Below are 23,637 nucleotides of genomic sequence, written 5' to 3'. Positions count from 1 at the left end.
GGTAAAGCCCTTCCATATCCGGGAACTCCTGGCAAGAGTGCGTGCCTTGACACGCCGCCCTGGGAAAATGCAGGAAATCCAGGTGCTTTCCTACGGGGATCTTCACCTGGATGCTTCCACCCGCCTTGTCAGCTGCAGAGGACATGAGCTGACACTGACCGCAAGAGAGACCGAGCTTCTCAGTGCCTTTATCCAGCATCCGGGAACCGTCTTTTCCAGGGAACAGCTTGTCCTTAAAGTATGGGGCAGCGATTCTGAGATCGAGCCGGGAAACGTGGACAACTACATTTCCTTCCTCCGGAAACGGCTCCGGGAGCTGAAAAGTGCCTGCGAAATCAAGACCATCTACGGCACAGGCTACCGATTGGAGGGACCAGCCCATGCTTAAACAATTACAAACCCGGTTGCGGATCTTCCTCGTTGTTATCTTTATGGCAGTTGTCTCTTTGATCCTGGGATTTTCTTTCTGGAATACCTGGCAGGCAAGCCAGATGGCGGATATTTCTTACATCCAGCGCATGGCTTCCCTGATCATTTATCAACTGGAGGTGGACGCCTCAGCACCGGAAGCCCTGCTCTCCGATTACGAACGGGAAATGAATGTGTATACGATTTTAAAGGATAGCACCGGGCAAGTCCTATACCAGAGCAGTCCGGACACCCGTACAGACTTTGGCACACTGGGGAAAATCGCCCAGGAGAGTATCGACATGGTTTCCGCAGGAAATCATGCGGATCTGCCGAAAATAACAGACCAAGGCGGTTACGGAGAAATCGAGGGAAACAGCCATGACCGTTATTACGTGATCCCTGCGGTCATCAGCACAAAGTCGGGACAGTGGTACTCTCTGGTGCTGTTTTATGAACAGACCTCCATCCGGGAGCTCCTGCTCCGGCAGCTTCCTGCCTACGGCAGTATCTGGCTGCTGGCGTTTGGCTGTATCCTGTTGGTGAGCCGTTTCCTCCTGCGCCGGGCATTTGAGCCAACCGAACGCGTGCTGAAAGGACAGAAAGACTTTGTTGCAGCCGCCTCCCACGAACTGAAATCTCCTTTAGCCGTCATCATGGCAAACGCTGAGGCGATAGAAACCATCGGCGGACAGGAGCCCCAGATCCAGAACCATCTAAGCGTGATTGATACAGAATGTATGCGGATGTCTCGGCTCGTGCGGGATATGCTGCTGCTCGCCTCCTCCGATGCCGACAAGTGGACGGTCCACAGGCAGAAGATAAATATTGATACCCTGCTGATCACACTGTTCGAGGCTTACGAACCAGTATGCAAGGGGAAATCCATTCAGCTTAAGCTGGCTCTGGAAGAGACAGAGTACCCACGCCTTGATACCGATCAGGAGCGCCTGTTCCAGATTTTAAGCATCTTTCTGGATAATGCCGTCTCCTACTCCCCGGAAAACAGCAGCATCGAAATCCAGACCAGACAGACCACCAAAGAGCTGACTTTTCTGGTGGCAGACCACGGGAAAGGGATTGCCAAGGCGGATCAGCCGTTCATTTTCGACCGGTTCTACCGCGCGGATAAATCCCATACGGATAAATCCCACTTTGGCCTGGGACTGAGCATCGCGGAAGAACTGGCGAAGATACTGGCAGGCAGGATTGGATTTGAAGATACTCCCGGCGGAGGGGCGACCTTCTTCCTGACATTGCCGATAAAATAGCGAGATCCCGGAAGCTCTATGCCTCCGGGATCTTAAACTTATATCCGACACCGCTGACCGTTCGGATATATTCCTCATCGTTATATTTCTTCAATACTTCCCTATAGATCTGAGATTGTACACTATGTTGAAAAATCCATTATATTGTCACAATAGATTTTACAACCACTGGGATACTCCAATATAAACGACACGGCAATATATAAAATCCTTTGTTCATTCATTATCTTTCCTTTAGATTAAATCCTTTTTATCAAATATCTTTTTTGAAATAGCAAATGATATAAACCATACGCAAATCCCAAAACCGTTCCAAATAGCTGTCACCATTATCGTATTTGACTGCATAAGTGAGACCAATTGAGCGGGAAAACTAACTCGTTTTGTTATGTCTATGATAACAGGAGAAAGAAACAGCAAAAAACATACAAACTTTGTTTTTTCGTATCCGAATTTATATTGTATCGGAAGAAAAATCCCCAGTCCCAACGCTTGAACAAGAAAGACTAATGCAGTGGCTTGAGCAAAATTTTCAAGTTTGAGATCTGGAACAAGTTGCATTTCACCCCAATATACAACGCAGCAGACCAAATAAATAATAATGTACAGCGCATATTTTGAAATAACCACTTTCCCTTTTGTATAGGGAGTTGAAGAAAGCAGGGCAGTTGCTTTAGGATATTGATTTTCCTTTTCTGATATAGCTAAGTTGAACGCAACCGAAGAAATCAGAACCGCCATTAGCAGACTAATCATACCACCCATTTGAGGCTGCCGCCATGCAAGTAATAATGGCAGACCTGCCGCTATTGCAACTACCCCTAAAGAGTAGGCTTTAACTATCATTAAATCTTTCTTTATCAGAGGTATTAACATTTCATTCACTCTCCTTTACATACGCTAACATTATGTCCTCTATTGAGGCCCTTTCAAAAACCACATCGGGATAAATCTCTCTAATTTTAGGTGCCTTGTCTGTGATTCCGGTAAAGCCATACTTGCTTATATCAAAATGAAGCATGAGAGATTTTATATCCGGGGAGAGGTACTTGACATCACCTTTTACCACTCTAAATTTATCAAGCAAAAAATCTTTTTCTTCCTCAAAGAGAATAGTTCCCGCATTTATCATTATCAACATATCAGCCGATTTATCTAAATCGGTCGTATTATGCGTAGAATAGAAAACCGATCTACCACCCGGCTCAATATAGGCTTTTAATATGTTAATAAATTGTTCTCTCATTAACGGGTCAAGTCCGCTGGTGGGCTCATCCATGATGAGTAATTCCGCATTGTGGGACAATGCCAACGCCAAAGCATATTTCATTTTCATTCCTTTAGACAATGTTCCGATTATCTGTTCCTGCTTCAAGGAGAACATTTCCAAATATTGCTTATAGGTGTGATTATCCCATTCTGAATAGGCTGGGGCCAGTAAAGCCGTCATATCCTTTATTGTCAATTCGTCATAAAAACAACCACTGTCAAATACCACGCCTATTTTATCTTTGAATGTCTTTTCGTCTGCTGAAATGTCTTTACCGCGAAACTTGATTACGCCGCCATCTCTACAAATCAAATTCAAAAGTGCATGAATTGTAGTTGTTTTACCTGCACCATTTACACCAATAAACCCAGTTATACAATCTTCGGCGATTGAAAAGCTGACATTTTTTAGTTCAAAATTCTTATATGACTTTTTCAAACCGGATACTTCCAAAATCGCAGCCATATCTTATACCTCCTCATAAAGAATATCCATCATAGCATTGAGTTCATCTTTGCTAATGTTCAATGATTTTGCAGTCTGTAACATATCCTGCATTTTTTGTTCTACAAGCCTGCGTTTAGTATCTCTTAGTAGTTCGATATTACTTGCAGATACAAATGTTCCAATACCAACTTGACTTACGACAAATCCCTCTTGTTCTAATTCTTCATATACTCGGCGTATTGTAAGAACACTAACTTGCAGATCATTTGCAAAAGAACGAATTGACGGCAACGGGTCGCCCTCAACTAATTCGTTCTTCAAAATAGCGTCCTTTATCTGGTCTTTGATTTGTTGATACAAAGGTCTATCAGAAGTGTTTGAAATGATTATATTCACAATCCCACTTCCTCCTTGCTTTAGTGTGATGTTATTATATACACACTATACACAAAATACACTTAGATGTCAAGATACAGAGATCAACTTACACAGGTAAACTTTGCACCAAATGCAAAAAAGCCGGGCGCAGAGACCAAACAGTCCCGCGCCCGGTATATTATTCAGGATTTATTATAGTCTTGAAAAAGATCATCAGCAACGGCAGACCATTCCTTTGGGACGTTAATCACCGTATCTGATATTTTTTCATAAGGCACACCTTTATCGATTAAGCTATCTTCAAAAGACGACATCTCTGAAAAATCTGATAAGCAATAATTACTGTTCTCCATCTTTCCAGATATAAATGGAAATATGATGAAACCAATTAAAAGGAGAACCAAAATAATACTTGAACATACAAACATAAGTTTAGTGAAAATAGGAAGTTTTTTGAACATGAATAGCGTCACTCCTTTCAAGCCTTCAAGAACCGTTTGGTCTGCTGCGATAGGTTTTACAGTATCAATCATTGGGAAGCTCCTGTATAAACGGTGTTTTGGTAATTGAAGCTCCGTACCGCATCTGCGTATGGCTCCATCATTTTCCACATACTAGAATGTTTATAGTCATTCAATGTCGATTTGATAGCCCATCGCTTTCCCATCGGGAAGTAGCTTTTGAACACATCTGCAAGCAAAAGCATTTCCGCACAAAAGATAATCTCGTCATTGTCTTGCCCGTCTTGAACGCCCGTAACAAATCCATCAATGATGGAGGCAGATTGTGCCGTATTGATTGCGACAGATCGTTTCTTTCGGAACAGCCCCCGCCGCCATCTGATACTGATATATCCTTTATGGGCCAGCGTGTTCAGCACATCATCCACAACGGGCCGGATGCTTTTATAGGTTGCGCTAAAGCAATAATACTCTAACCATCCCTGTATGCTTTTTGCAGAATGTCCGCAAATATTGTCATATAGAGTTGCCTGCCACTCATTTACTGAGCCCGTTTTTCTGTCAGTCATCAGTTTATTGCCTCTGCCTACGAAAATGTGCTTAGATTGCAGCAATTCAAATAAGCCGCCTAACACAATTCCCGCGGTAGATTGGCAGGCCATAAAGTCGGTACGATTGCCCCCGCCGTAGAGCATAAGCAACGCATATTTCTCGGTCATAGATAATTCTTTTGCCATAGTCGCTCCTTTCAAAATTGTTTCTTGTGGTACACGGCAACAGTTGCCACAGCCGTTAGTAAACTTACAACCAGCGCAAGTAATGGAAAAAAGTATGTGATGGTCATGTAAGGGGAACCAACCATTATGTTTAGTCCGAGCTTCTTTACAACAACCAGTGCTGCCACAAAAATGCCTACTGGCACAGCATAACAAAGGACGGTAAAAAAGTCTGCTTTAATCATTCCAAACTTAAAAAGGAAAAAGATAATCAGGCTGCCGCTAATGAGAGAAATGCTAAAAGCAACTGATACATACATGATAAATTTGGAAATATCCAGTGTGCCGGTTAAAGTACCAGCCACATAGCTGATTACACCGCCGACAATCAGGCCAGTTATCGTAAGAAGAAGTAAAAGAACATACTTCTCAACAACAACGGTTGTACGGCTTACAGGGGCAATCAATTCAAATTTTGTCCAGCCAGCGGTTTCATCCATACGCAGACAAGTGGAACAGACACCACCACCCGCTACTGCAAACCCGATAACAAACAGTGAGGGATTTCCCTGTACCATGAGAAGCAGACCAACACAGATTGTTGTTACCAGCGTCGGACCAATATTTTTTAGCATATTGTAAAAGTCTTTCAGAATTAACCCTCGCATTGCTGTACCCCCTTAATATATAGAAGCATGATCTCGTCAATCGTTGCATGGTCGATAACACACTTTTTATATTTCTGTGCGGCTTTTTCTTTATCGGCCACTAAGACCTCCCATTCAAAATCTTTCTTCTGGTAGGCCAGAATGTCGTCTTTATCAATTTGCTTAAATTCGTCGGTTCGACAGCGCAAAATACCATATTGGTATAAAAGGGTGTCTTTGGTTAAAGAGAAAATCACTTTTCCCTGATGGATGAACACGATATAGTCGGCCACCTTTTCTAAATCACTTGTGATATGCGAGGAAAGCAAAACCGAGTTTTGCTCGTCTTGAATGAAATCCAAAAACACATCCAGAATTTCATCACGCATAACCGGGTCTAAACCACTTGTCGCCTCGTCCAAAATTAGCAGCCGGGGCTGGTGGGATAATGCAACCGTTATGGACAACTTCATCTTCATACCCTTTGACAAGTCGCCAACCCGTTTTTTGCTATCCAAAGAAAACCGTTGACAATACTGTTTGAACAGGGCCATATCCCATCTTTTATACATTCCCTGCATGACCTTACCGAGTTGAGAAACAGAGAGATTTTCGTGAAAACAAATGTCATCAAATACCACGCCAATATCTTCCCGCGTTCGTTTGGTGATTTTATTGGGAGAACCGAGAACAGATATTTCCCCGCCTCCTATGTCAATCAAATTCAGAATGGCCTTGATGGTAGTTGTTTTGCCAGCGCCATTTTCACCGATCAGGCCGACTATACTTCCTTGCGGAACACAAAAAGAAACATTTTGTAATCCAAAACCAGTATAACTTTTTTGCAGGTTTCGGACTTCGATGGCTGAACTCATTTTAAGCCTCCTCCGTGTAAAATAATGTGAGCAGTTCGATTAGCTTATCTAAAGAAATACCGCTTGTCCTGCCAATTTCTGCGGCTTCTTGTAGGTGACTTTCCGCCTTGCGCTGCTGTTCTTCTTGAATAAAGTCACGATTGCTGGCAGAAACAAAACTTCCACGCCCCACTGTCGTTTCAATAAACCCATCTCTTTGCAAATCTTCATACGCTTTCTGAACAGTAATCACGCTGACATGAAGCGATTTCGCCATTGCACGCATAGAGGGAATGGGATCACCTGTTTGCAATTCACCACTCATTATCAGCGCCTTAATCTGCGAGGTAATTTGTTCATAGATTGGTTTGCTTGTGTTGCTGCTGATAACGATTTCCATGTTTGCCCTCCTTACCTAACTATAATGTACTTATTGTACAAGTACATTATAGTTAGGATAATATCAAATGTCAAGGGGAGAATTGACGGGCCAAGGAATAGGCGAATAATAAAATGCAACCAACACGCATATAGCAACCTTCCACCGGCAAAATATGAAATATACAATGTAGGTGGAAAGTGCCGTATGGCAAATATTGAAGATTATCCCCTCGTCCAGAGCGGATTTCTAAATACATAGGAAAATCCCCATAAGCCGCCGCTCTCACAAGCGTCAAGGCATCGTCATTCTGTTTGGAAGACAAAAGAGCGGCGGCTTTGGATAAATCAAGGCCGCCGTGATTTCATAAGGGCATGGGTATGAGCTGCTGAACGACGGCTTTTTTTTCTTTTGGCATCGTCCGACAAAACATTTTTGATATTTATGGATTAGTAAGTTTTATCTCATACACAACCGGATAATAAAATGGTGTTTCTTCTGTAAAAGAATCTTTCAGAGTTACACTTACGGTATCTCCTTGTTGGAAGTCGCCAATCTCTATTTCTTCTCCATTAGCATCCACAAGTTTCGTTTCTTCGCTGATACCGAGGGAGTTTATAGGACTGCCATAGATTTCTGTTGTTCTCTCTACGATCAATCGGACTTCTCCGTCGGATTGAATAACCGTTTCCTGAACAACAGCTTCAAATGACTTTTCAGACCACTTCAACGGTTGTGCTATCATTATCACCGCAGCGATAACGATAATTACAATAACTGCGATTATGATATACCTTTTATTTTTCATCGGCCCCTCCTTATGCAACCTGATGTTTCTTGAAGCTGATTCTCGCAAGAGGTAGCAAAATCAATGTCAGTATTGCATACACAAGTCCTCTCATGGCAAAAGCGTCCAAAATGACGGAACCAAACTGATAGGAAAGGTACGAGCTGAAACGAGGAACCAGCGATTGGTACGGTGTCAAAAGTACAAGCAAATTGTAGATCCCAGTGGTTCCATTCGGAGTAAGGAACATGGGGATAAAGAGTACCGGAACCATGACAATCAGCACAAGGTAAGGACTTTTCATTTTAGCTGACAAAAAAAGGGTTAAGCCAATCATGGCGATCAGAACCATATAAATGACAGCCAAATTGATAAACGTCCCCTCCAGAAATGTGAGCGGATACGGAACGGTAGTTCCGTTGATCTGCAAAGGAAGATTCCATCCATCCGCTCCAAATGCCACAAGGGGGATACCAAATGCTACGAGAATGTGAAGGGTAAATGCTAATACGCCAAATATGAGCGCAGCAATGATTTTTGCCGTGATCAACTTCGTCTTTCCGTACTTACCGGACAAAATGACAGCATCCGTCCCAGCCTGATATTCACCGGCAAAAACGGGCGCAATCACAATGCAGATAGCTAAAATAGCAAACATGAAAAGTTCAAAAGCAGAAATAATGATTTCCCATCCGCCGAAGTAGCCGTATTGGAACGGTTCTTCTACATTACTATTCATATTCCGCCAAAAGTCCTTTTCTGCCTCCGATAGCTCATTGGAAGGGTTATTCAGTATGGTTTCGATTTTGTCCTGGCGCGCCTGATAAAAATCTGCGCCACCCGAAACATCTAAACCAGTGAGTGCATTGTACCCGACACTCTCATTAGGCGCTGCATAGTTCCTTGCAATCAAGCCCAGCAGGTTTTCCCGCGGAGCAATCCCGTTCCAATATGCGTCCTCAATCAAAAACTCCTCATTCCCGTCATAGCCTATATTGTCGGGGTTTTCAAAAAGTGCCTGCACATCCTGAATGGCCTCCGTAACATATTCATTCGTTAAGGGAACAGAAATGTTCGCATACTGTTCTTTTTCGTATGCAATACCTTCCAGCCCCCGGAGGACGCCATCTTGATTATAAATTTGAAACTGTGTGATCGGCAGGGCGAAGAAAACAGCAGTTATGAGCAGGCTTACCGCTATTGCGATCAAGGTGGATTTTTTTCGCAAGACCTTTAGAAACTCGTACTTAATCAAGGTTTTCATCATCGTCACTCCTTTCGTTCTGCACATCCTCACTGAAATGATACAGGAACAAATCTTCCAAACTAGGTTCCACGATACTGGCGTCCGGCGCAGGTGCTGCATCATCTACGATCCGCAAACGAACCAAATTTCCTTCATGGTGCAGGTTGACAACATGAAGGTTCCGGCTATATTGAGCGGCTTTGCGCTCATCGACCATAACCTCCCACACTTTTCCTTGAATACTATTCGTGATAGTTTCCATAGGCCCTTGAAGCACGATTTTTCCTTGTTTCATCATCAAGATAATATCCGAAATGTACGAAACATCCGAAACTATATGGGTAGAGAGAATCACAATCTTATCTTTGGCGAAGTCGGAAATAATATTGCGGAAGCGAACACGCTCCTTCGGGTCAAGCCCGGCAGTTGGCTCATCCAGGATCAGAATGTCGGGATCGTTCAGCTCCGCTTGTGCGATTCCTAAACGCTGCTTCATACCGCCGGAATATGACTTGATCTTCTTGTCAGCTACATCACACAGATTTACCAATTTCAGCAGTTCCTCCGTCCGGGCTTTGGCAGACTTTTTATCCAGGCCTTTTACCGCTGCCATGTAAAGCATGAACTCACGGGCAGTAAAATCAGGATAGAAGCCGAAATCTTGCGGCATATAGCCCAAATGAGTGTAATAGCGTTCCCCCAGCTCCTGCATTGTCTTTCCATCTAAAAGGATACTGCCGGATGTGGGTTTCAACACACCGCAGATCATCCGCATTAAAGTGGTTTTTCCCGCTCCGTTTGCACCAAGCAGTCCATATACACCGGGTTTAAAATGGATACTTACATTATCGACAGCGCATTTTGTACCGTATTGCCTGCGCAAATTCTGTAATTGAAGTTCCATACGATTCCTCCTGTTCACTCTGTATTTAGGCCAAATGAAAATGGGTGGTCTATGCTTATAGCATAAATCACCCATCTTAGGTCTGACTTTTCTGTATCTTAATTTAACCTTAATTTGCAGGGAGGACAATCGAGAATACGGTACCTGCTCCCGGTTCGCTTTTAACGGAAATTTCTCCATTATGGAGAACCACGATCTGCTTTGCAATCGCAAGCCCTAAGCCGCTGCCTTCTGATTTTTCTTTTGTATTGGTTCCTCGATAATATCTGGTAAATAGTTTCTCCTGCTCTGTTTCGCTTATCCCTACACCATTATCACGGATAGAAAGACATACCCCCTTTTCCTTATCTTCTGAAACAGATACCGCTACCGTCGTATCAGGCGGATTATGAACGAGAGCGTTGACAACAAGATTGCATACCGCACGCTGAAAAAGATCGGGGTCAATGACAGCCGTAATTTCCGGAAGGTCACATGCAAACTCTATGCTTCGATTTGAAAATGCCGGGTCATTGGCAATCTCTATCACCAGTTCTTTTAGATAGCGCACCAACTGAACCTGTTTTGGATGAAAAGGCACTGCCCCTGATTCCAGTTGATAGGTCAGCTTTAGATCATTTATCAGCTTTTCGACATGATCAACATTTTTTAAAATAATCGAGCCATATTCCTGTACCGTCTGGCTATCGCTTGCAGTCCCACACGCAAGCAGCTCCGCATATCCCTTTACAGGAGAAAGCGGTGTCTTTAAGTCATGCGTAATATTGGCAATCCATTCCTGACGTGCGCGCTCTGTTTCATTCTTAAGCTGATCGCTTTGACGAATTTCCACATCCATTTGATTGAGCTTCGCATAGATTTCGTTGAATATCCCTTTTTCCGGGAGCTTCTGATAAGTACGAAGTGAAACAGCACCTATTCCTCTTGATATTTTCCCCATTTGTCTTGTGAGCCAGAAACCATAAATAAGAAACAGAGAAATCCCCAAAAAAATCATAAAAAATATTACTGTCCGAAACATTGGAGAAAGTCGGCTTACAGTTTCACCGTTATAATAGAGCATATATTTTCCAATGGCATAAGGGAAACCAATGATATAGTTCCATGTATAGCCGGATTCTTCATAATTGCTCACAAAGACTGTGTTCCCGTTTTCGTATTCACTCTCTGCCAGTTCCACCAATTCAGAGGCCGAGTAGTCAGAGGGATAGTCTGCCGGTTTGTTATGGGAAAAAACCTCCTGGCCGGATTCATCAATGACTTGAAGCCAAAGCCCATATTCGTCCAGTCTTTCCAATCCAATGTCCTCTATTGTAATTATTCCATCCTCATTTCCCATCCAGATTGAAAAATTATCGGTAAAGCGATTCGGCCATGCTGCCAGACTTAATCCTTCTGGCTCGGGAATAGAAAAAGCATAGTAAAATAATCCAATTCCCAACGCAGCCCCGATCAAAATCAGTGTGGCGAGGAAAACAACAATTCTTACAAGAGGGTTTCTTTTCCATCTATTTTTCATCAGGATTCACCAGCTTATAGCCTAAACCTTTCATTGTGATAATGTATTGCGGCCTTGTGGGATTATCCTCCAGCTTTTCACGCAGGTGTCGGATATGCACCATGATTGTATTGTCACACCCAAAACTGTCCTCTTTCCAAATGGATTCGTATAGGCGCTCCCGGCTAATCACACGCCCAATGTTCTGTGCCATCAAATGCAGGATTTCAAATTCTTTGGCAGTCAGTTCCATATCCGTACCGTCCTTTGAAGCGCGGCAACCGTCTGGGTCAATGACCAGCTTTCCAACAGTAATTGTATGAGGTTGTACTGAACTTTGCCGATATTCCGCTCGCCGCAGTTGCGCTTTCACCCGGAACGCCACTTCTTTTGGACTAAAGGGCTTCGTTACATAATCGTCCCCTCCAACAGCCAATCCCAGAATTTTGTCCACTTCATCGTTTTTAGAGGAAAGGAACAGGATTGGACAATGGGAAAACTGCCGGATGCGCTTGCATACTTCATAACCGTCAATATCAGGCAGCATTACATCCAGAATAATAATATCGGGCGGAATTTGTTTACATGTATCCACAGCGGCTAATCCGTTCTCAACCTTAATAATATTGAAAAATCCTTCGATGTTCAATGCTCTTTCAAGCAAATACAATATATCTGGTTCATCATCAACAATCATAATTCTATTTTCTTTCATTAATTATGTTCAATTCCTTTCCGACGTATTTGCAAAAACATACTATTAAGTATATTCTCTATTTACCAAAAATCAAGACAAGAAACATGGATTGATTATCCTCTATCCGCAGTTTACGTTTAAGCGGAAATATCCAATGTCACATGCTAACAGTAAAATCCCGAAAGCTCTATGCCTCCGGGATCTCAAACTTATATCCGACACCTCTGACCGTTCGGATATATTCTTTATTGGAATATTGCTTCAGTTTTTTCCTCAGTCCAGAGATGATACACTGCACTGCGTTTTCATAACTTTCGGTTTCTCTTTTCCAGACAGCTTCCTGAATCTGTCTCTTTGTGAAGACGTGGCGGGGACACTGCGCCAGATAAAGCAGAACGCCAAATTCTAAGTTGGTCAGAAACACCTCTTTTCCCTCTAAAAATACTTGGTGCCGAGAAAGATAGATAGTCAATTCCGGAAAGTAAAGAACCATATTCTCTTTACCAGGCTGTTGCATAACTCGTGGCTCAACCGCCAATACATCCAGAACTCGCTTCAAGACGCTATCCTCTTCATCTGTTATTGTCATAATCAGTACTTTCCCATGTTCTTATCACCTTCTTTGTATCCGATGAACCGGATCTTTTCTTCTAATTTACCCCCTTAAGTACCTGATGAAAATAAGTTATAACTGCAATGAGAATAAGCGCGATCCCCGATCCGATCATGATCCACTGCAGGGGAAGTATATCCGCCAACGGACCAAATACAGCCATGCCAAGCGGCAGAAAACCGGCATACATGGTTCCCAGTAAGCCAAAGACACGCCCTTGCATAGAGGTATCTGTTCTCTCCTGCAGCATCGTGGTAATCGCGGTCTGCACCATTGTCAATGCAACTCCGTAAAACGCCATCAATCCAAGATAGAGAATAAAATTCTTTGAAAAGCCCATACCGATCGCAAAGGAACCAAACGCCAAAAGCCCGGCCGCTAAAGTCTTTTCCCGGCTCCGGAAGCCTCCCCATGTACTCATAGCGACTCCGCCCGCCATCATGCCCGCGAACCCCACGACTTCTACTGCCGTAAGATACCAGTAAGTATCCCCGAATACCCGGCGGACGAGAAGCCCTGCCAGATAGCCTGCCGGAACGCAAAAGAACGTGAACAGCCCATAGATAATCAGAAGTTTTCCGATCCCCCTGTCTGAGAAAGCGTATCTGACGCCAATCTTCATATCAGAAAGCACACCGCTCTTTTCAAAAGAAGTGTCCTGCTTCGGCAGTACCAGGCAGGACAGCAGCCCCGTTCCCAGGACTGCCGTTACAATGTCTATCATCAGCGTCGTTCTCAATGTACTGACCGCAAATACCGCGCCTGCTGCCGCCGGAGCAGCAAAATTAACGACAGACTGCATGGTTGCGTTGATCCCGTTGTACCGCATGAGCTGTTGTGCCGGAACGAGCTGTGGGATCACAGCATTGACCGCCGGTGTTTGTATTCCTGCCCCGAAAGAACGGACAACTGACATGACAAGCAGGCCACCAAGCAAAGCAGGCTCTGATGAAATATGCGGGATGGCCAGTACCATGATGAACGTGGCAAATGCGATCAGCATATCCGCGCCTATGATCAGCTTTTTCCTGTGGTACCGGTCTGCCCATACGCCCCCTATAAATGAAATGAGAAACTGCGGCAGGTAGGAGCCCACTGTAAATGCGGCAACCCACACGCCGCTGGCTGTCTGCATAGTCGCATACCAGACGATCGCCATCTGAACGAGTGTCGAGCCAAAAAGTGTGATACATTGGCTGGTCAGGAAAAGAAGGATTCTTTTCTGCCAGCCAGTGCGTTGTGTGTCATCCATGTTCCATACCCTCCTGTCTTTTCGGAGGGTGCACAAATCGCTGTGTCGGGTAGCCAAACTCTGTCAGCAGTTCTCTCTCGGCAAAGCCAAGCTGCAGTAACAGATCCCGATGCCCTGTATCCGCCTTATCCTGTTCCCGGTAGGTTGTTGTGCTGATCTCCTGTCCCGGCAGATAGATTTCCCGCAAAGCATCCAGGAACAGCTTCTGGAGTCCGCAGTTGCGATATTGCGGGTGTATCCCAAGAAATTCTATACTGCCCGGAGAACAGGTAAATGCAATCGCTCCGACGAGACAGTTTTCATCTCTTAGAACAAGCGCGTGTCTCTCAGAAATACTTTCTTCCAGCTTAGCCAAGTACTCCGCTTCGTCCATGACCGGATACCCATCAATAACAAGCCGCATTAAGTCTATCCAATCAGGAATATCCTTCTTTTCCGCCAGACGGATATCCTGCATTGTAAATTCCACAGCCTCCATTTCCCGATGTAAAGTAAAGCGCAGCTGCAAAGGATAAAAATTCCGCTTTTCACGGTACTCTGCGGGCGGCAGCTTATACATCGCCTTAAACGCTGATGAAAACGACTGCTGGCTCTCATATCCGCAAAGAAACGCAATTTCAATAATCGGTTTCTCAGAAAAGACCAGGAGTTTTGCCGCTTCTGTAAGCTGACGCCGCTGGACATAATCATGGATTGTCATTCCTACCGTTTCGGTAAACAGCCGGTGCAGGTGATATTTTGAATAATGGACAGCCTCCGCAACTGTTTCTAATTCCAGTTTCCCGTCAAGATGGCTTTCGATATAGTCGATGACTGCCTCAATGCTGATGATGGATTGCTTCCCCATTGGCATTCCCTCCTTTCCATGAGGCATTGTAGCACGATCAAAAAGTAATCTTTTAATAATTATTGCGGCTTTTCAACTCCCCCTTTTTCAGCTGGAATACCACATCCGCCTGTTTCGCCAGTTCATTTGAATGAGTGACGACGATCACGCATTTCCTCATCTGATGCGCGCTCTCTTTCAGGATTTCCGTAATATCCCCAGCCGTATCCTCGTCCAGATTGCCGGTAGGCTCATCAGCCAAGATCACTGGAGCTTCGCTTGCCAGTGCCCTTGCGATGGCTACCCGCTGCTGCTGGCCGCCGGAAAGCTTCAGCACGTTCCGTTTGGATTCCTCTCTCGTCAGTCCCAGCCGTCCCAGAAACGAGAGCGCCGGTTTCTTTGAAGTCAGCCGGACATTCTCCTGCGGGGTCATATAATCAATCAGGTTATAGCTCTGAAAGATAAAGGAAACATTCTTTTTCCGATGGCCTGCCAATCCGGCCTGTGCGATATCTTTCCCCTCAAACAGGATACTTCCGCTTGTAGGGCTGTCCAGACCGCCCAGCAGGGAAAGAAGCGTTGTCTTTCCGCAGCCGGACGGGCCGAGAATGGCATACAGCTTTCCAGCCTCCATCTGCGCATTGATCCCTTTTAACACCTTCCTCTTTTTGTCATAAGAATACGTCAGGTTCTTTAGTTCTAAAATTGCCATAGAGGCACCTCCTATTCCCCATCCGGTACAAATTCATAGTCAAAATCATAGTCCTTTACTTTATCCGGCACCTCATAATCTATGATTGGCGCACCGGATTGATCCTGCGTTTCATCCGCCTTGTCCTCTTTCGGTGTACACCCTGTAAATAACAGCCCCACAAGAAAAAGGACCGAAACCATTTTCCGTACTTTTTTCATATCGTTACCACCTTTCTCAACTCATCTTCGATAGAATCTCCCGCGGTTTCAGCCGCATGACGGAAATCGAGGAAATTCCGGCGGATACTGTTACAATCCCGATTCCCAGCAGGAACAGAAGTCCCATTTCCTCAACCTGTACGCGAACCTGTAATTTAGGGGTTTCGATTTCCGGCTCACCGGTATCTGTTCCGGCCTCCCCACGGGTTCCGGCAGATAAGCCGTCTTCTTGCTGCGCCTCCGTTACCGCCTGCCCGGATTGCAATACGTTTCCCATCTGGCCCGCAATGGCGCTGGCGGAGAAGTAAGAAAGGGAAAATGCTAATATCGCGATCAGTAAAACCTCGGCAATATACTGCCCTAAGATGGACAGCTTGCTGATCCCAACCGAGAGCAGGACACCGGTTTCATGGATGCGGGTTCTGGCCCACATGGTTAGAATGAGAGAGAGGATGGCGATGCTTACCATCAGCGCGATCATCAAAATGGTGGATACCAGCTCCGATAACTGTTCCAAAGAGGACGCGGCGTTTTCATAGTCCTCATTGTCAACCAGGAAAGAAAAGCCCTTCCAGTCTACACCGCTGATTTCCTTTACTTTAGAAATGATTTCCTCCATGTTCTGCGGGTCATCCACCGATACCGTCAGCTCGTTAAATCCTTGGATTGCAGGGCCGTTTTCGTAAGCCACCAAAGCAGCAAGATCGGTGATAATGAGATTTTGTATTTTATCGTAGGTCGTCACCTGATCGTTGATGCCTTCGATTTCTTTTGGAGAGAACAGGCCCACAATCTCAATCTCCACGCCTTTGTCCGTCTGGATTTTGTCACCGATTTTCAGGCCGTCTTTCTCAGCCAAATCCTTGCTGATCAGCCCCTTGTTTTTGTCGTCCGGCAGGATATGCCGCCCCTGCGTCAGCGTAAGCTGCCCGGAAGTAAACCGGGTAAGCTCCTCGCTTTTCCATGTGCTTAAAATCTTTGAGGATGCGCGGAATTCTTCCTCAATGGGGATATTGCCGGTAAACAGCTCCAGAGAGGGGAACGCCGCCAGCCCCTCCACGGTGGCGCTGCACTCCTTGATTCCCTCAATTTCCCGGATTTGTTCTACCAGCTCCGGGCTGATCTGCTGAGTGGAATACATCAGCGTTCCGCCATCCACGCTTTCCACCTTCAAATAGGGGTTGTTTTCCGTGTAGTCAAAGCCAATGACAAAACTCCCGCCAAGGCTTTGCCGCAGCTCCTGCTGGGCGGCTTTCGAAGCGTTCCCCAGCGCCAGAGCGGTCAATACAAAGGTTGCCATCACCAGCAAGATGACAAAAAGAAGAATACTTTTGCCTCTCTTGCGGACGATGTACAGCCACGCTCGATTCATAAAGTTCATAGAATGACCTCCGTTTCATATAGGATGATTGTTGCAACGCTGACAGCATAGCACCCCAATATGGAACCAGTATGAAACGGATAAAAAAGCAATCGCTTTATGAGAGATAAAGGGTAAAGCACATTCCTGGCGGATCTTCTGTGGCCACAAATTGATATGGCAGTTCTAACGCCTTTGACAGCGTATCTACAATATACAGCCCCAGCCCATTTCCTCCATCTTTGCGGTCCCGGGCAAAATCCGGGCGGTAGAACGGCTCAAATACATGGGCCAGCTTATCCGGCTGGATGGGCGTACACTCGTTTTCTATTTTTATCTGCCGGGCGGTCAATAGAACGGTGATCTTGCATCCCGGCTTTGTGTAAGCGACCGCGTTGGAGAGCAGATTGGACAGGATTTTTTCAAGGCTTTTCTTTGACGTATGGACAGGGCACTTCCCCTGTATGCTGAAAGAAAAGTCGAGTCCCTTTGCCTTCGCAATCAACTGATAAGGCTCGCAGATCGCTGGAAGACGCTCCGACAGCTCAAAGGTTTCTGCGTCTTGCTTCTCCTGTATAAAATCCAGCCGGGAGGTATCCAGAATTTCTTTGATCATAAAGGATAGCTGCCCGGTGATCTCCCTGCACTCCAAAAGACAGGTATCCCGGTCTTTATATTTCCCTACACCTAAAATCATGTTTTCCAGAATCGCGTTAAGGGCCGTCACCGGCGTTTTCAGCTCATGGGAAGCGGCACGCAGGAAATCAATTTTCGACTGTTCCGCCTCACTGGCTTTCCGCTTTTCTTCTTCCAGATTTTCAATGGTGGAAAGCAGGCTGGCATACAGCTTATTGACGCGGGCGGCCAATTCGCCAATTTCGTCCTTGGTATGCACCACGCAGACTGCCGACTTATCCAGCTTCTCCATCTTTTCCGTTATTTCCGCAATCTGCTTGATCGGCCTCGTCATGGCTCTGGAAAACAACAGGGAACACCCGGCGAAAATGATGGCGCAGCAAAGGAGGGATACCGGCAGTGCTTTTCCGATAGCGGATTTTATCAGGATTCCGGTATTCACAGCACTCTCGATAATGGCCCCTTCCACGAAACGGTTGGTGCTTACGGTCATTTGCGGCGCAAGCACATAGAGAAAGACATGGGCCATCGCGGTAACAAACAGCATCACCAGAAAGGTGTATAAGAAGATTTTCGTAAATAGCTTTAAGTTTCTCATGGGTGTCCCTCATACTTGTAGCCAACGCCTTTTACCGTTACAATCCGGTCAAGGGCCAGCTTTTTCCGTAAATTCTTAATGTAGGTATCAATCGTTCGGTCGATGATGGGGGCATCATATCCCCACAGCTCGTCCAAGATCTGCGACCGGGTAAGCACCAAGCCTTTATGCTCCACCAGCAGTTTCAACAGGTCAATCTCCTTTGGTGTCAGGTCAATGGGGCCGTCCGGCCCGGAAGCGGTGTAGCCGCCGAAATCCACCGTAATATCGCCCATCTGGATTTGGTTCAGTTCCGGGCTTTTCCCACACCGCCGCAGCAGGGCCGTCACCCGTTTCCCCAGCAAAAGCATGGAAAAGGGCTTTGTGATATAGTCGTCCGCCTGTTCATCAAAGCTGGCCGCCTGAGTAGGCTCATCGTCAAGGGCGGTGAGCATTAAGACGGGGATGTTGCTTGTCCTTCGCAGATCTTTTAATACCTCTAAACCGTTTCGTTTCGGGAGCATAATATCCAGAATCACTAAATCGACGCTTCTCTCTCCCGCAATCTCTAAGCCCTGCTCTCCGTCAAAAGCGGCCAGCGTGGTATGCCCTGCGGATCTCATATATTCACAGATTGCCTCGTTGGTGGCAATATCATCTTCCACAATCAACAAAACAGCCATTTTTACACCTCCCGGCTCCATAATACCAGAGTAATGTGGAAACAATATGAAATATATTTTCAATGTTCCTTTTGTATCTTCGGATTTATCTATTATAATAACCAGTTGAAAAGCCGTGTTAAACCTTTAAAAATAAGGCGTATCACTTGAGAGATTCTATCCTCCATACGATACGCCCTATTTCTGTATTTATTGGCATTTTCTCAATTAGTATTCATTACTGAGAAGAAAATCCGCTATATGCATTGTTTTAATCCCCTGATAGTTACCACCTGCAAAATCATCTGTCAAAAGAACATATTTCGGGTAATTATCACGTATGGAAAGAAGCCGGTCATACTCTCTTTTTTCGGTACTTTCCGACCTGATCATCTGCGTCACCTGAACATACAGCTTTTCATTCTGCCGTGATGCTACAAAATCAATTTCCCCGCCATCCGTCTTTCCTATATGAACTGCATAGCCACGGCGGCACAATTCGAGGTAAACTACATTTTCAAGGCTTGAGGCAACGCTGTCTGAATTATATCCGAGTACACTGTATCTGAGCGCTGTATCTGCAAGATAAAATTTCTCCTGGGTTTTCAGGATTTCTTTTCCCTGCAGATCATACCTCGAACAACGGTGGATCAAATACGCCTTTTCGAGTTTTTCAAGGTAACTGTATACCGTTTCATTGTCAATTTTACGATGTTCCGATTTCAGATAGTCAGAGATGGATTTTGCAGAAAAGGTATTGCCCACATTATTGAAGACATATTTTACTACTCTTTCCAGCTGATCAATCTTTCTTATCTGGTTTCTCTTTACGATGTCCGAGAAAATCGTGGAATTATAAATATCCTTAACGATCGTGTATATTTCATCTTGTAAATAATCCTGCAAATGTGTAGCCGGAAATCCGCCCAGTCTGATATATTCCGTCAATTCGGCTTTTGGATCGGAAACAGCTTTATAGCGCGATTTGAATGTTAAAAATTCAGCAAACGAAAGCGTATAAATGTGGAATGCAATATATCTTCCCGTAAGATAAGTGGAAATTTCTGATGACATCATTCGTGAATTGGAACCCGTAACATAAATGTCCACATCATAGTCAGAGGCAAGAGAATTAACCACTTTTTCCCAGCCGGTGATTTCCTGAACTTCATCAAGGAAAAAGTAAGTCTTTTTTCCGTCAATCAGGCGGCCTTTCAATTCGGTATACATCTGCTTCGATGTCATATCCTCGTATTCCATTGAATCAAAACGATAGCTTGCAATCTGCGAAGCTTTTACATTCTTTTCGGTTTGCAGCTTTTCCATGATCATTTTTAAAATTGTTGATTTTCCGCAGCGGCGTACACCAGTAAGTATTTTCACAAAAGGAGTATCGACATAGCACATAATCTTATCAACATACATCGGTCTGTAAATCATAATAACCACCTCCAGTATGTACAATATATCGCATCTTTTCAAAACAGTCAATATTTTTGCGGTTTAAAACCGCAAAAAATAAATATTCTTTATGATATTGCGGATTATGTCGTGATTCGTCGAATTTACTAGCAGGTAAGCAGGCAGCCCGATGGCAGCGCCAAGGGCTGCAAGCCAGAGATTCTGCTGGACCATCAAACTGCGTATCCGCTTGTCGTGAAAGCTAGGACTTTCAGCGTCGCCATATCCCTGTAACGCTCCATATAAGGCAGGGAACCCAGATTATAGAGGATCACACTTCCAAGCAGCACTAGAACTGGTCCGCCGCGATCTCAAGGATGGTCTGTCGCATCTCCTCTTTCTTCACCTGCATCCACTCCCCTCCCTGCACCCCTGTGATAGAAGAAACAGAAATTGATTTCAATAGATGCAGGTCATTAAAAATCAGAAGTTAAAAATCGTTCATTTTTAGCAACCGGTCGAAATTACACTCCTAAGTGTCTGGACGTATTCCATTCCCATACTTTTCCTCTAATTGTTGCTCATATTCTTCGTACTCTTGCTCTTTATCACAGTTCTCTTGTGGTGATTTAGCATCAAAATACCGGATATTTTCTTCATGCACATGAATGGTAATGCTGAACTCAAATGAACTATCTGTGCCTGTAAAATAGATTTTCCCTAATCCTCGTTCCAAGGAAAAATCACAAGTGCCATCAACTAAAGAACCTTTCTCTTCTGAGGTGTCTTCCAGCAGATAGTCTGTTCCGTCCGGCGAATGATAATAAATTTTTATGTCGCCTTTGCTGCGGGTAAAACTATACTCCATCGAAGTATCTATATTCTGACTGCATTCGATATAGACAAGATCAGTGTCACTATTTTTAGTCTGAACCGCACCTTTCACTGCACAATAAGTCTCCAATACTTCCGACGAATAATTTGAAAAAAGTGAAGAATTGTTCTCATCACCATTGCCACACGCGGATAGCAAGAACATACTTGTTAAACATAGTAAAAAAGATAATTTGATCTTCATCGTCAGTCCCTCCTTGATTGGCAATATCATACGCATAACCATAAGATATTTCAATAAGGCGGGAAAAAACTAACCACAATCGGGAAAAAGTTAAACAGAAGCCGGAATGTGAAGCAAAACAGTAGTCTTAAATACATTCGCTGAACAGTCAAACTCCACAGTTCCGCCTTGCTCTTCAACTATCTTCTGAACGCTTTTTAACCCGTAACCATGCTTGTCCTTATCTGGTTTTGTTGTCAGAAACAGGCCATGTTTTTTCAGCATTGCCGTCTGGCAGGAATTTTTTATTGATAAGACAACAAATTGTTCGTTAAACTTTTCAATCTGAACTGTAATAAATTTGTGTTCAGAACATTTCTCAGCCCCTTCTATTGCATTATCTAATAAGTTTCCAAACAAAAGGCAAACAGCGGCAGGATCAATATGATCCAACTGCACAACAGCAACATTCACTTTGAAATCAATTTGTTTTTTCCTGCAAATTTCTGCCTTTTCTGAAAGAATAATATTTATAATATTATTATCGGTATATTCTATCGTAACCGGAATTGTATAGATGTCCATGACGCTTTTGCAATACGCTACAATTCTGTCGTTATTTCCATCAGCGGCCATTTGTCCCAGTACTTGAATATGATGTTTGATATCATGCAACAGTCTTGTCTGCTGCTCTGCTTTCTCCTGAATAGCGGTGTAGTAGGTTTGTTCCATTTTTTGTTTTTGAATAAAAGCTTGCTTTTTCTGATTTTCGTCGGCTGTTTTAATTAATTGCTCTAAAAAATAGAAGCAAAGCAAATTAGAAATCAGAAGGATATAGCAGAAAAGAACAGAGATCCAATCGTTACTCATTCTGTATTCCATAAAATCGTGTCCGCTGATCATCAGAAGAAGCCAAATCAAACAAGAAATAGGAAGGATTAAAAATGCTGCAAACCATCTTCGATACTGCCAGGAAATATTCTTGTAGGAAATAACCAAAAGTAATTTTTCAAGCAATACGACAGATAATAAGCAGACTATATTGATAGCCACAAAGCCTATCGAGGTAATTTTATCAAATATGAGGAAGCAGACAGCCCTGACGAGATATTCTATACATGCTACGGAAAATAAAAAGAATATCACCGTAAGCAGTCGAGAAAAACCCATCCCCTGATATGCTATATACAGAAAAAAACTATATACAAAAAGAGCCCCGACTATATCAAGTAACGGGCTTTGCACAGAATTAACCAATACCAAAGCGCCAACACTGCCGCCATACAAGAAAAAATGAATCAAAGGCTTTGACTTTTTATTTGCTACAAACTTTTCTAAAAAATCATCAAAAATGAATAATTCAACAAACGTACTTATAACATTTACAATCCACCATAAAGAACTCATTTTAATATTCCTACTTTTCGTTCTGCATACTCTATAAAGCTTTTTCTAAACGAAACTGCTTTAGGTTGTGAAATCGGCAATTCTTCTCCACTTTCCATTGTTACAGAAAGCCTTTTCAAAGCGGATACACGGTTTAAATTTATCAGATAACTTTTATGAGAGTGTACAAATCCAAAAGGAGATAATTTCTGTTCCAATTCCCGCATGGTTTCTTTGGTTGTGAAACGTCCGCTATCAGTAACAATATCTACACTTTTATGATTGATCGTAAGATAAAGGATTGCAGATATTTTTATTTCATGCAGCCTCTCTCCACATTTAATCAAAAGTGTCTGGTATCGTCTTATTACTTCGTCAAATATTTCCGGCAAATCCTCTGATAAATTTGCTTGTGTCAACGGCTTTACCAAATACCGAAATGGCGCCACCTTAAAAGTTTCCGTACTCGGAATGGACACTGCTGTAAGAAATACTAAAACAGCGTTATTGCCTTGTTCTCTCAAAAACTTCGCTGTTTTGATGCCATCCAATTTTGGCATTTGAATATCAAGAAAAATAAGGTCAAAACGTATCTTTGTATTCTTAAGTAATGCCATACCAGACTGAAAAAACGTAAGATTATATTTTCCACCAAAGGGATTTTGTTTTTTTAGTATCGTATCTATCTCTTTTAAAAAGGCTTTATCATCATCGCAGACAGCAATTTCAATCATTAACGTCACCCACTATTTCTTTTGGCATCGTATACCAGCACTACACCTCAATTTTTCTCATTGTACTTCTTTTTGGAAAACAATACAAGTTGATGGATCAGGGAAGAGGCTACTTCACCTCAAATTTCATTACATTGCGTTGCGGGTAGATTTTTTCAAAAAGATAAGGTAAACTGAAACTATGCCAGCGAAAGAGAGGTACATAGTCATGGGCGAATTGCAGAACAATGACGCTATCCAGTTGTTTGAAGATAAGAA

Annotated in this window: 27 protein-coding genes; 2 read left to right on the top strand and 25 right to left on the bottom strand. The window is 43.8% G+C overall.

Annotation, left to right across the window (positions count from 1 at the left end):
- Together B5F53_RS18470 and B5F53_RS18465 are read left to right on the top strand one after the other, a co-directional pair.
- Positions 1-388: winged helix-turn-helix domain-containing protein (locus B5F53_RS18470; RefSeq protein ID WP_140398283.1), on the top strand; the 388-nt coding region annotated here is incomplete at its 5' end.
- Complete coding sequence (locus tag B5F53_RS18465) at positions 381-1,679, top strand: sensor histidine kinase (protein ID WP_087226809.1); 1,299 nt, start codon at positions 381-383, stop codon at positions 1,677-1,679. The genes B5F53_RS18470 and B5F53_RS18465, both read left to right, overlap by 8 nt.
- Positions 1,680-1,913: 234 nt before the next feature.
- On the opposite strand, the gene B5F53_RS18460 is transcribed toward B5F53_RS18465, so the two are convergent.
- The 25 genes from B5F53_RS18460 to B5F53_RS18340 all read right to left on the bottom strand — a co-directional run bounded on the left by B5F53_RS18460 (position 1,914) and on the right by B5F53_RS18340 (position 23,379).
- Positions 1,914-2,555 carry an ABC-2 transporter permease gene (locus B5F53_RS18460; RefSeq protein WP_087226807.1) on the bottom strand — a complete coding sequence of 214 codons (642 nt, stop codon included), beginning with the start codon at positions 2,553-2,555 and terminating at the stop codon, positions 1,914-1,916.
- A gap of 1 nt (position 2,556) precedes the next feature.
- Positions 2,557-3,414: an ABC transporter ATP-binding protein gene (locus B5F53_RS18455; protein ID WP_087226805.1), complete on the bottom strand. Its 858-nt coding sequence runs from the start codon at positions 3,412-3,414 to the stop codon at positions 2,557-2,559.
- 3 nt (positions 3,415-3,417) lie between these two features.
- Entirely contained in the window at positions 3,418-3,792 is a 375-nt protein-coding gene (locus tag B5F53_RS18450) for a GntR family transcriptional regulator (RefSeq protein WP_087226803.1), read from the bottom strand.
- Positions 3,793-3,956: 164 nt separating this feature from the next.
- A complete protein-coding gene (locus B5F53_RS18445) occupies positions 3,957-4,307 on the bottom strand; it encodes a hypothetical protein (RefSeq protein ID WP_087226801.1) in 351 nt (116 codons plus the stop codon).
- A complete protein-coding gene (locus B5F53_RS18440; protein WP_087226799.1) occupies positions 4,304-4,972 on the bottom strand; it encodes a hypothetical protein in 669 nt (222 codons plus the stop codon). Before B5F53_RS18440 ends, B5F53_RS18445 begins: the two co-directional genes overlap by 4 nt.
- 11 nt (positions 4,973-4,983) lie before the next feature.
- The gene (locus B5F53_RS18435) at positions 4,984-5,619 is read right to left on the bottom strand and encodes an ABC-2 transporter permease (protein WP_087226797.1); all 636 of its coding nucleotides are present in this window, start codon (positions 5,617-5,619) and stop codon (positions 4,984-4,986) included.
- Entirely contained in the window at positions 5,607-6,473 is an 867-nt protein-coding gene (locus tag B5F53_RS18430; RefSeq protein WP_087226795.1) for an ABC transporter ATP-binding protein, read from the bottom strand. The genes B5F53_RS18435 and B5F53_RS18430 overlap by 13 nt, the downstream gene beginning before the upstream one ends.
- 1 nt (position 6,474) lies before the next feature.
- Positions 6,475-6,852, bottom strand: a complete 378-nt coding sequence (locus B5F53_RS18425; protein ID WP_087226793.1) for a GntR family transcriptional regulator — start codon at positions 6,850-6,852, stop codon at positions 6,475-6,477.
- A 421-nt stretch (positions 6,853-7,273) separates the two neighbouring features.
- Complete coding sequence (locus B5F53_RS18420; protein WP_087226791.1) at positions 7,274-7,639, bottom strand: hypothetical protein; 366 nt, start codon at positions 7,637-7,639, stop codon at positions 7,274-7,276.
- A gap of 10 nt (positions 7,640-7,649) precedes the next feature.
- A complete protein-coding gene (locus B5F53_RS18415; protein ID WP_087226789.1) occupies positions 7,650-8,882 on the bottom strand; it encodes an ABC transporter permease subunit in 1,233 nt (410 codons plus the stop codon).
- Positions 8,866-9,768: an ABC transporter ATP-binding protein gene (locus B5F53_RS18410; protein WP_087226787.1), complete on the bottom strand. Its 903-nt coding sequence runs from the start codon at positions 9,766-9,768 to the stop codon at positions 8,866-8,868. Before B5F53_RS18410 ends, B5F53_RS18415 begins: the two co-directional genes overlap by 17 nt.
- 109 nt (positions 9,769-9,877) lie before the next feature.
- A complete protein-coding gene (locus tag B5F53_RS18405; protein ID WP_087226785.1) occupies positions 9,878-11,287 on the bottom strand; it encodes a sensor histidine kinase in 1,410 nt (469 codons plus the stop codon).
- Positions 11,277-11,981, bottom strand: coding sequence for a response regulator transcription factor (locus B5F53_RS18400; protein WP_087226783.1), 705 nt, complete (start codon positions 11,979-11,981; stop codon positions 11,277-11,279). The genes B5F53_RS18405 and B5F53_RS18400 overlap by 11 nt, the downstream gene beginning before the upstream one ends.
- 169 nt (positions 11,982-12,150) lie before the next feature.
- The gene (locus B5F53_RS18395) at positions 12,151-12,552 is read right to left on the bottom strand and encodes a winged helix-turn-helix domain-containing protein (protein ID WP_087226781.1); all 402 of its coding nucleotides are present in this window, start codon (positions 12,550-12,552) and stop codon (positions 12,151-12,153) included.
- A gap of 61 nt (positions 12,553-12,613) precedes the next feature.
- A complete protein-coding gene (locus B5F53_RS18390) occupies positions 12,614-13,828 on the bottom strand; it encodes an MFS transporter (RefSeq protein WP_087226779.1) in 1,215 nt (404 codons plus the stop codon).
- On the bottom strand, positions 13,821-14,675 hold the full coding sequence (locus B5F53_RS18385; RefSeq protein WP_087226777.1) for a helix-turn-helix domain-containing protein: 855 nt from the start codon (positions 14,673-14,675) through the stop codon (positions 13,821-13,823). Before B5F53_RS18385 ends, B5F53_RS18390 begins: the two co-directional genes overlap by 8 nt.
- Before the next feature lie 52 nt (positions 14,676-14,727).
- Positions 14,728-15,366, bottom strand: coding sequence for an ATP-binding cassette domain-containing protein (locus B5F53_RS18380; RefSeq protein ID WP_087226775.1), 639 nt, complete (start codon positions 15,364-15,366; stop codon positions 14,728-14,730).
- Between the two features lie 11 nt (positions 15,367-15,377).
- The gene (locus tag B5F53_RS18375) at positions 15,378-15,566 is read right to left on the bottom strand and encodes a hypothetical protein (RefSeq protein ID WP_087226773.1); all 189 of its coding nucleotides are present in this window, start codon (positions 15,564-15,566) and stop codon (positions 15,378-15,380) included.
- 16 nt (positions 15,567-15,582) lie between these two features.
- On the bottom strand, positions 15,583-16,947 hold the full coding sequence (locus B5F53_RS18370; protein WP_087226771.1) for an ABC transporter permease: 1,365 nt from the start codon (positions 16,945-16,947) through the stop codon (positions 15,583-15,585).
- Between the two features lie 97 nt (positions 16,948-17,044).
- Positions 17,045-18,160 carry a sensor histidine kinase gene (locus tag B5F53_RS18365; protein WP_087226769.1) on the bottom strand — a complete coding sequence of 372 codons (1,116 nt, stop codon included), beginning with the start codon at positions 18,158-18,160 and terminating at the stop codon, positions 17,045-17,047.
- Positions 18,157-18,822, bottom strand: coding sequence for a response regulator transcription factor (locus tag B5F53_RS18360; RefSeq protein WP_087226767.1), 666 nt, complete (start codon positions 18,820-18,822; stop codon positions 18,157-18,159). The genes B5F53_RS18365 and B5F53_RS18360 overlap by 4 nt, the downstream gene beginning before the upstream one ends.
- 207 nt (positions 18,823-19,029) lie before the next feature.
- A complete protein-coding gene (locus tag B5F53_RS18355; protein ID WP_087226764.1) occupies positions 19,030-20,241 on the bottom strand; it encodes an ATP-binding protein in 1,212 nt (403 codons plus the stop codon).
- 493 nt (positions 20,242-20,734) lie between these two features.
- A complete protein-coding gene (locus B5F53_RS18350; protein WP_087226761.1) occupies positions 20,735-21,280 on the bottom strand; it encodes a hypothetical protein in 546 nt (181 codons plus the stop codon).
- A 90-nt stretch (positions 21,281-21,370) separates the two neighbouring features.
- Entirely contained in the window at positions 21,371-22,666 is a 1,296-nt protein-coding gene (locus B5F53_RS18345; protein WP_087226758.1) for a sensor histidine kinase, read from the bottom strand.
- A complete protein-coding gene (locus tag B5F53_RS18340) occupies positions 22,663-23,379 on the bottom strand; it encodes a LytR/AlgR family response regulator transcription factor (protein WP_087226755.1) in 717 nt (238 codons plus the stop codon). Before B5F53_RS18340 ends, B5F53_RS18345 begins: the two co-directional genes overlap by 4 nt.
- Between the last annotated feature and the right edge of the window lie 258 nt (positions 23,380-23,637).

The organism is Blautia sp. An249 (assembly GCF_002159835.1).
GTDB lineage: Bacteria > Bacillota > Clostridia > Lachnospirales > Lachnospiraceae > Blautia_A > Blautia_A avistercoris.
The sequence above is the reverse complement of the archived record's forward strand: the minus strand, read 5'-3'. Positions and strand labels throughout refer to the sequence as shown.

Coding starts and splice junctions, on each gene's coding strand:
- B5F53_RS18420 (WP_087226791.1), bottom strand. CDS start 7,639: ATGAAAAATAAAAGGTATATCATAATCGCAGTTATTGTAATTATCGTT.
- B5F53_RS18350 (WP_087226761.1), bottom strand. CDS start 21,280: ATGAAGATCAAATTATCTTTTTTACTATGTTTAACAAGTATGTTCTTG.
- B5F53_RS18410 (WP_087226787.1), bottom strand. CDS start 9,768: ATGGAACTTCAATTACAGAATTTGCGCAGGCAATACGGTACAAAATGC.
- B5F53_RS18345 (WP_087226758.1), bottom strand. CDS start 22,666: ATGAGTTCTTTATGGTGGATTGTAAATGTTATAAGTACGTTTGTTGAA.
- B5F53_RS18380 (WP_087226775.1), bottom strand. CDS start 15,366: ATGGCAATTTTAGAACTAAAGAACCTGACGTATTCTTATGACAAAAAG.
- B5F53_RS18370 (WP_087226771.1), bottom strand. CDS start 16,947: ATGAACTTTATGAATCGAGCGTGGCTGTACATCGTCCGCAAGAGAGGC.
- B5F53_RS18440 (WP_087226799.1), bottom strand. CDS start 4,972: ATGGCAAAAGAATTATCTATGACCGAGAAATATGCGTTGCTTATGCTC.
- B5F53_RS18385 (WP_087226777.1), bottom strand. CDS start 14,675: ATGGGGAAGCAATCCATCATCAGCATTGAGGCAGTCATCGACTATATC.
- B5F53_RS18365 (WP_087226769.1), bottom strand. CDS start 18,160: ATGAGAAACTTAAAGCTATTTACGAAAATCTTCTTATACACCTTTCTG.
- B5F53_RS18405 (WP_087226785.1), bottom strand. CDS start 11,287: ATGAAAAATAGATGGAAAAGAAACCCTCTTGTAAGAATTGTTGTTTTC.
- B5F53_RS18340 (WP_087226755.1), bottom strand. CDS start 23,379: ATGATTGAAATTGCTGTCTGCGATGATGATAAAGCCTTTTTAAAAGAG.
- B5F53_RS18425 (WP_087226793.1), bottom strand. CDS start 6,852: ATGGAAATCGTTATCAGCAGCAACACAAGCAAACCAATCTATGAACAA.
- B5F53_RS18445 (WP_087226801.1), bottom strand. CDS start 4,307: ATGATTGATACTGTAAAACCTATCGCAGCAGACCAAACGGTTCTTGAA.
- B5F53_RS18455 (WP_087226805.1), bottom strand. CDS start 3,414: ATGGCTGCGATTTTGGAAGTATCCGGTTTGAAAAAGTCATATAAGAAT.
- B5F53_RS18355 (WP_087226764.1), bottom strand. CDS start 20,241: ATGATTTACAGACCGATGTATGTTGATAAGATTATGTGCTATGTCGAT.
- B5F53_RS18360 (WP_087226767.1), bottom strand. CDS start 18,822: ATGGCTGTTTTGTTGATTGTGGAAGATGATATTGCCACCAACGAGGCA.
- B5F53_RS18465 (WP_087226809.1), top strand. CDS start 381: ATGCTTAAACAATTACAAACCCGGTTGCGGATCTTCCTCGTTGTTATC.
- B5F53_RS18435 (WP_087226797.1), bottom strand. CDS start 5,619: ATGCGAGGGTTAATTCTGAAAGACTTTTACAATATGCTAAAAAATATT.
- B5F53_RS18430 (WP_087226795.1), bottom strand. CDS start 6,473: ATGAGTTCAGCCATCGAAGTCCGAAACCTGCAAAAAAGTTATACTGGT.
- B5F53_RS18400 (WP_087226783.1), bottom strand. CDS start 11,981: ATGAAAGAAAATAGAATTATGATTGTTGATGATGAACCAGATATATTG.
- B5F53_RS18460 (WP_087226807.1), bottom strand. CDS start 2,555: ATGTTAATACCTCTGATAAAGAAAGATTTAATGATAGTTAAAGCCTAC.
- B5F53_RS18415 (WP_087226789.1), bottom strand. CDS start 8,882: ATGAAAACCTTGATTAAGTACGAGTTTCTAAAGGTCTTGCGAAAAAAA.
- B5F53_RS18375 (WP_087226773.1), bottom strand. CDS start 15,566: ATGAAAAAAGTACGGAAAATGGTTTCGGTCCTTTTTCTTGTGGGGCTG.
- B5F53_RS18390 (WP_087226779.1), bottom strand. CDS start 13,828: ATGGATGACACACAACGCACTGGCTGGCAGAAAAGAATCCTTCTTTTC.
- B5F53_RS18395 (WP_087226781.1), bottom strand. CDS start 12,552: ATGACAATAACAGATGAAGAGGATAGCGTCTTGAAGCGAGTTCTGGAT.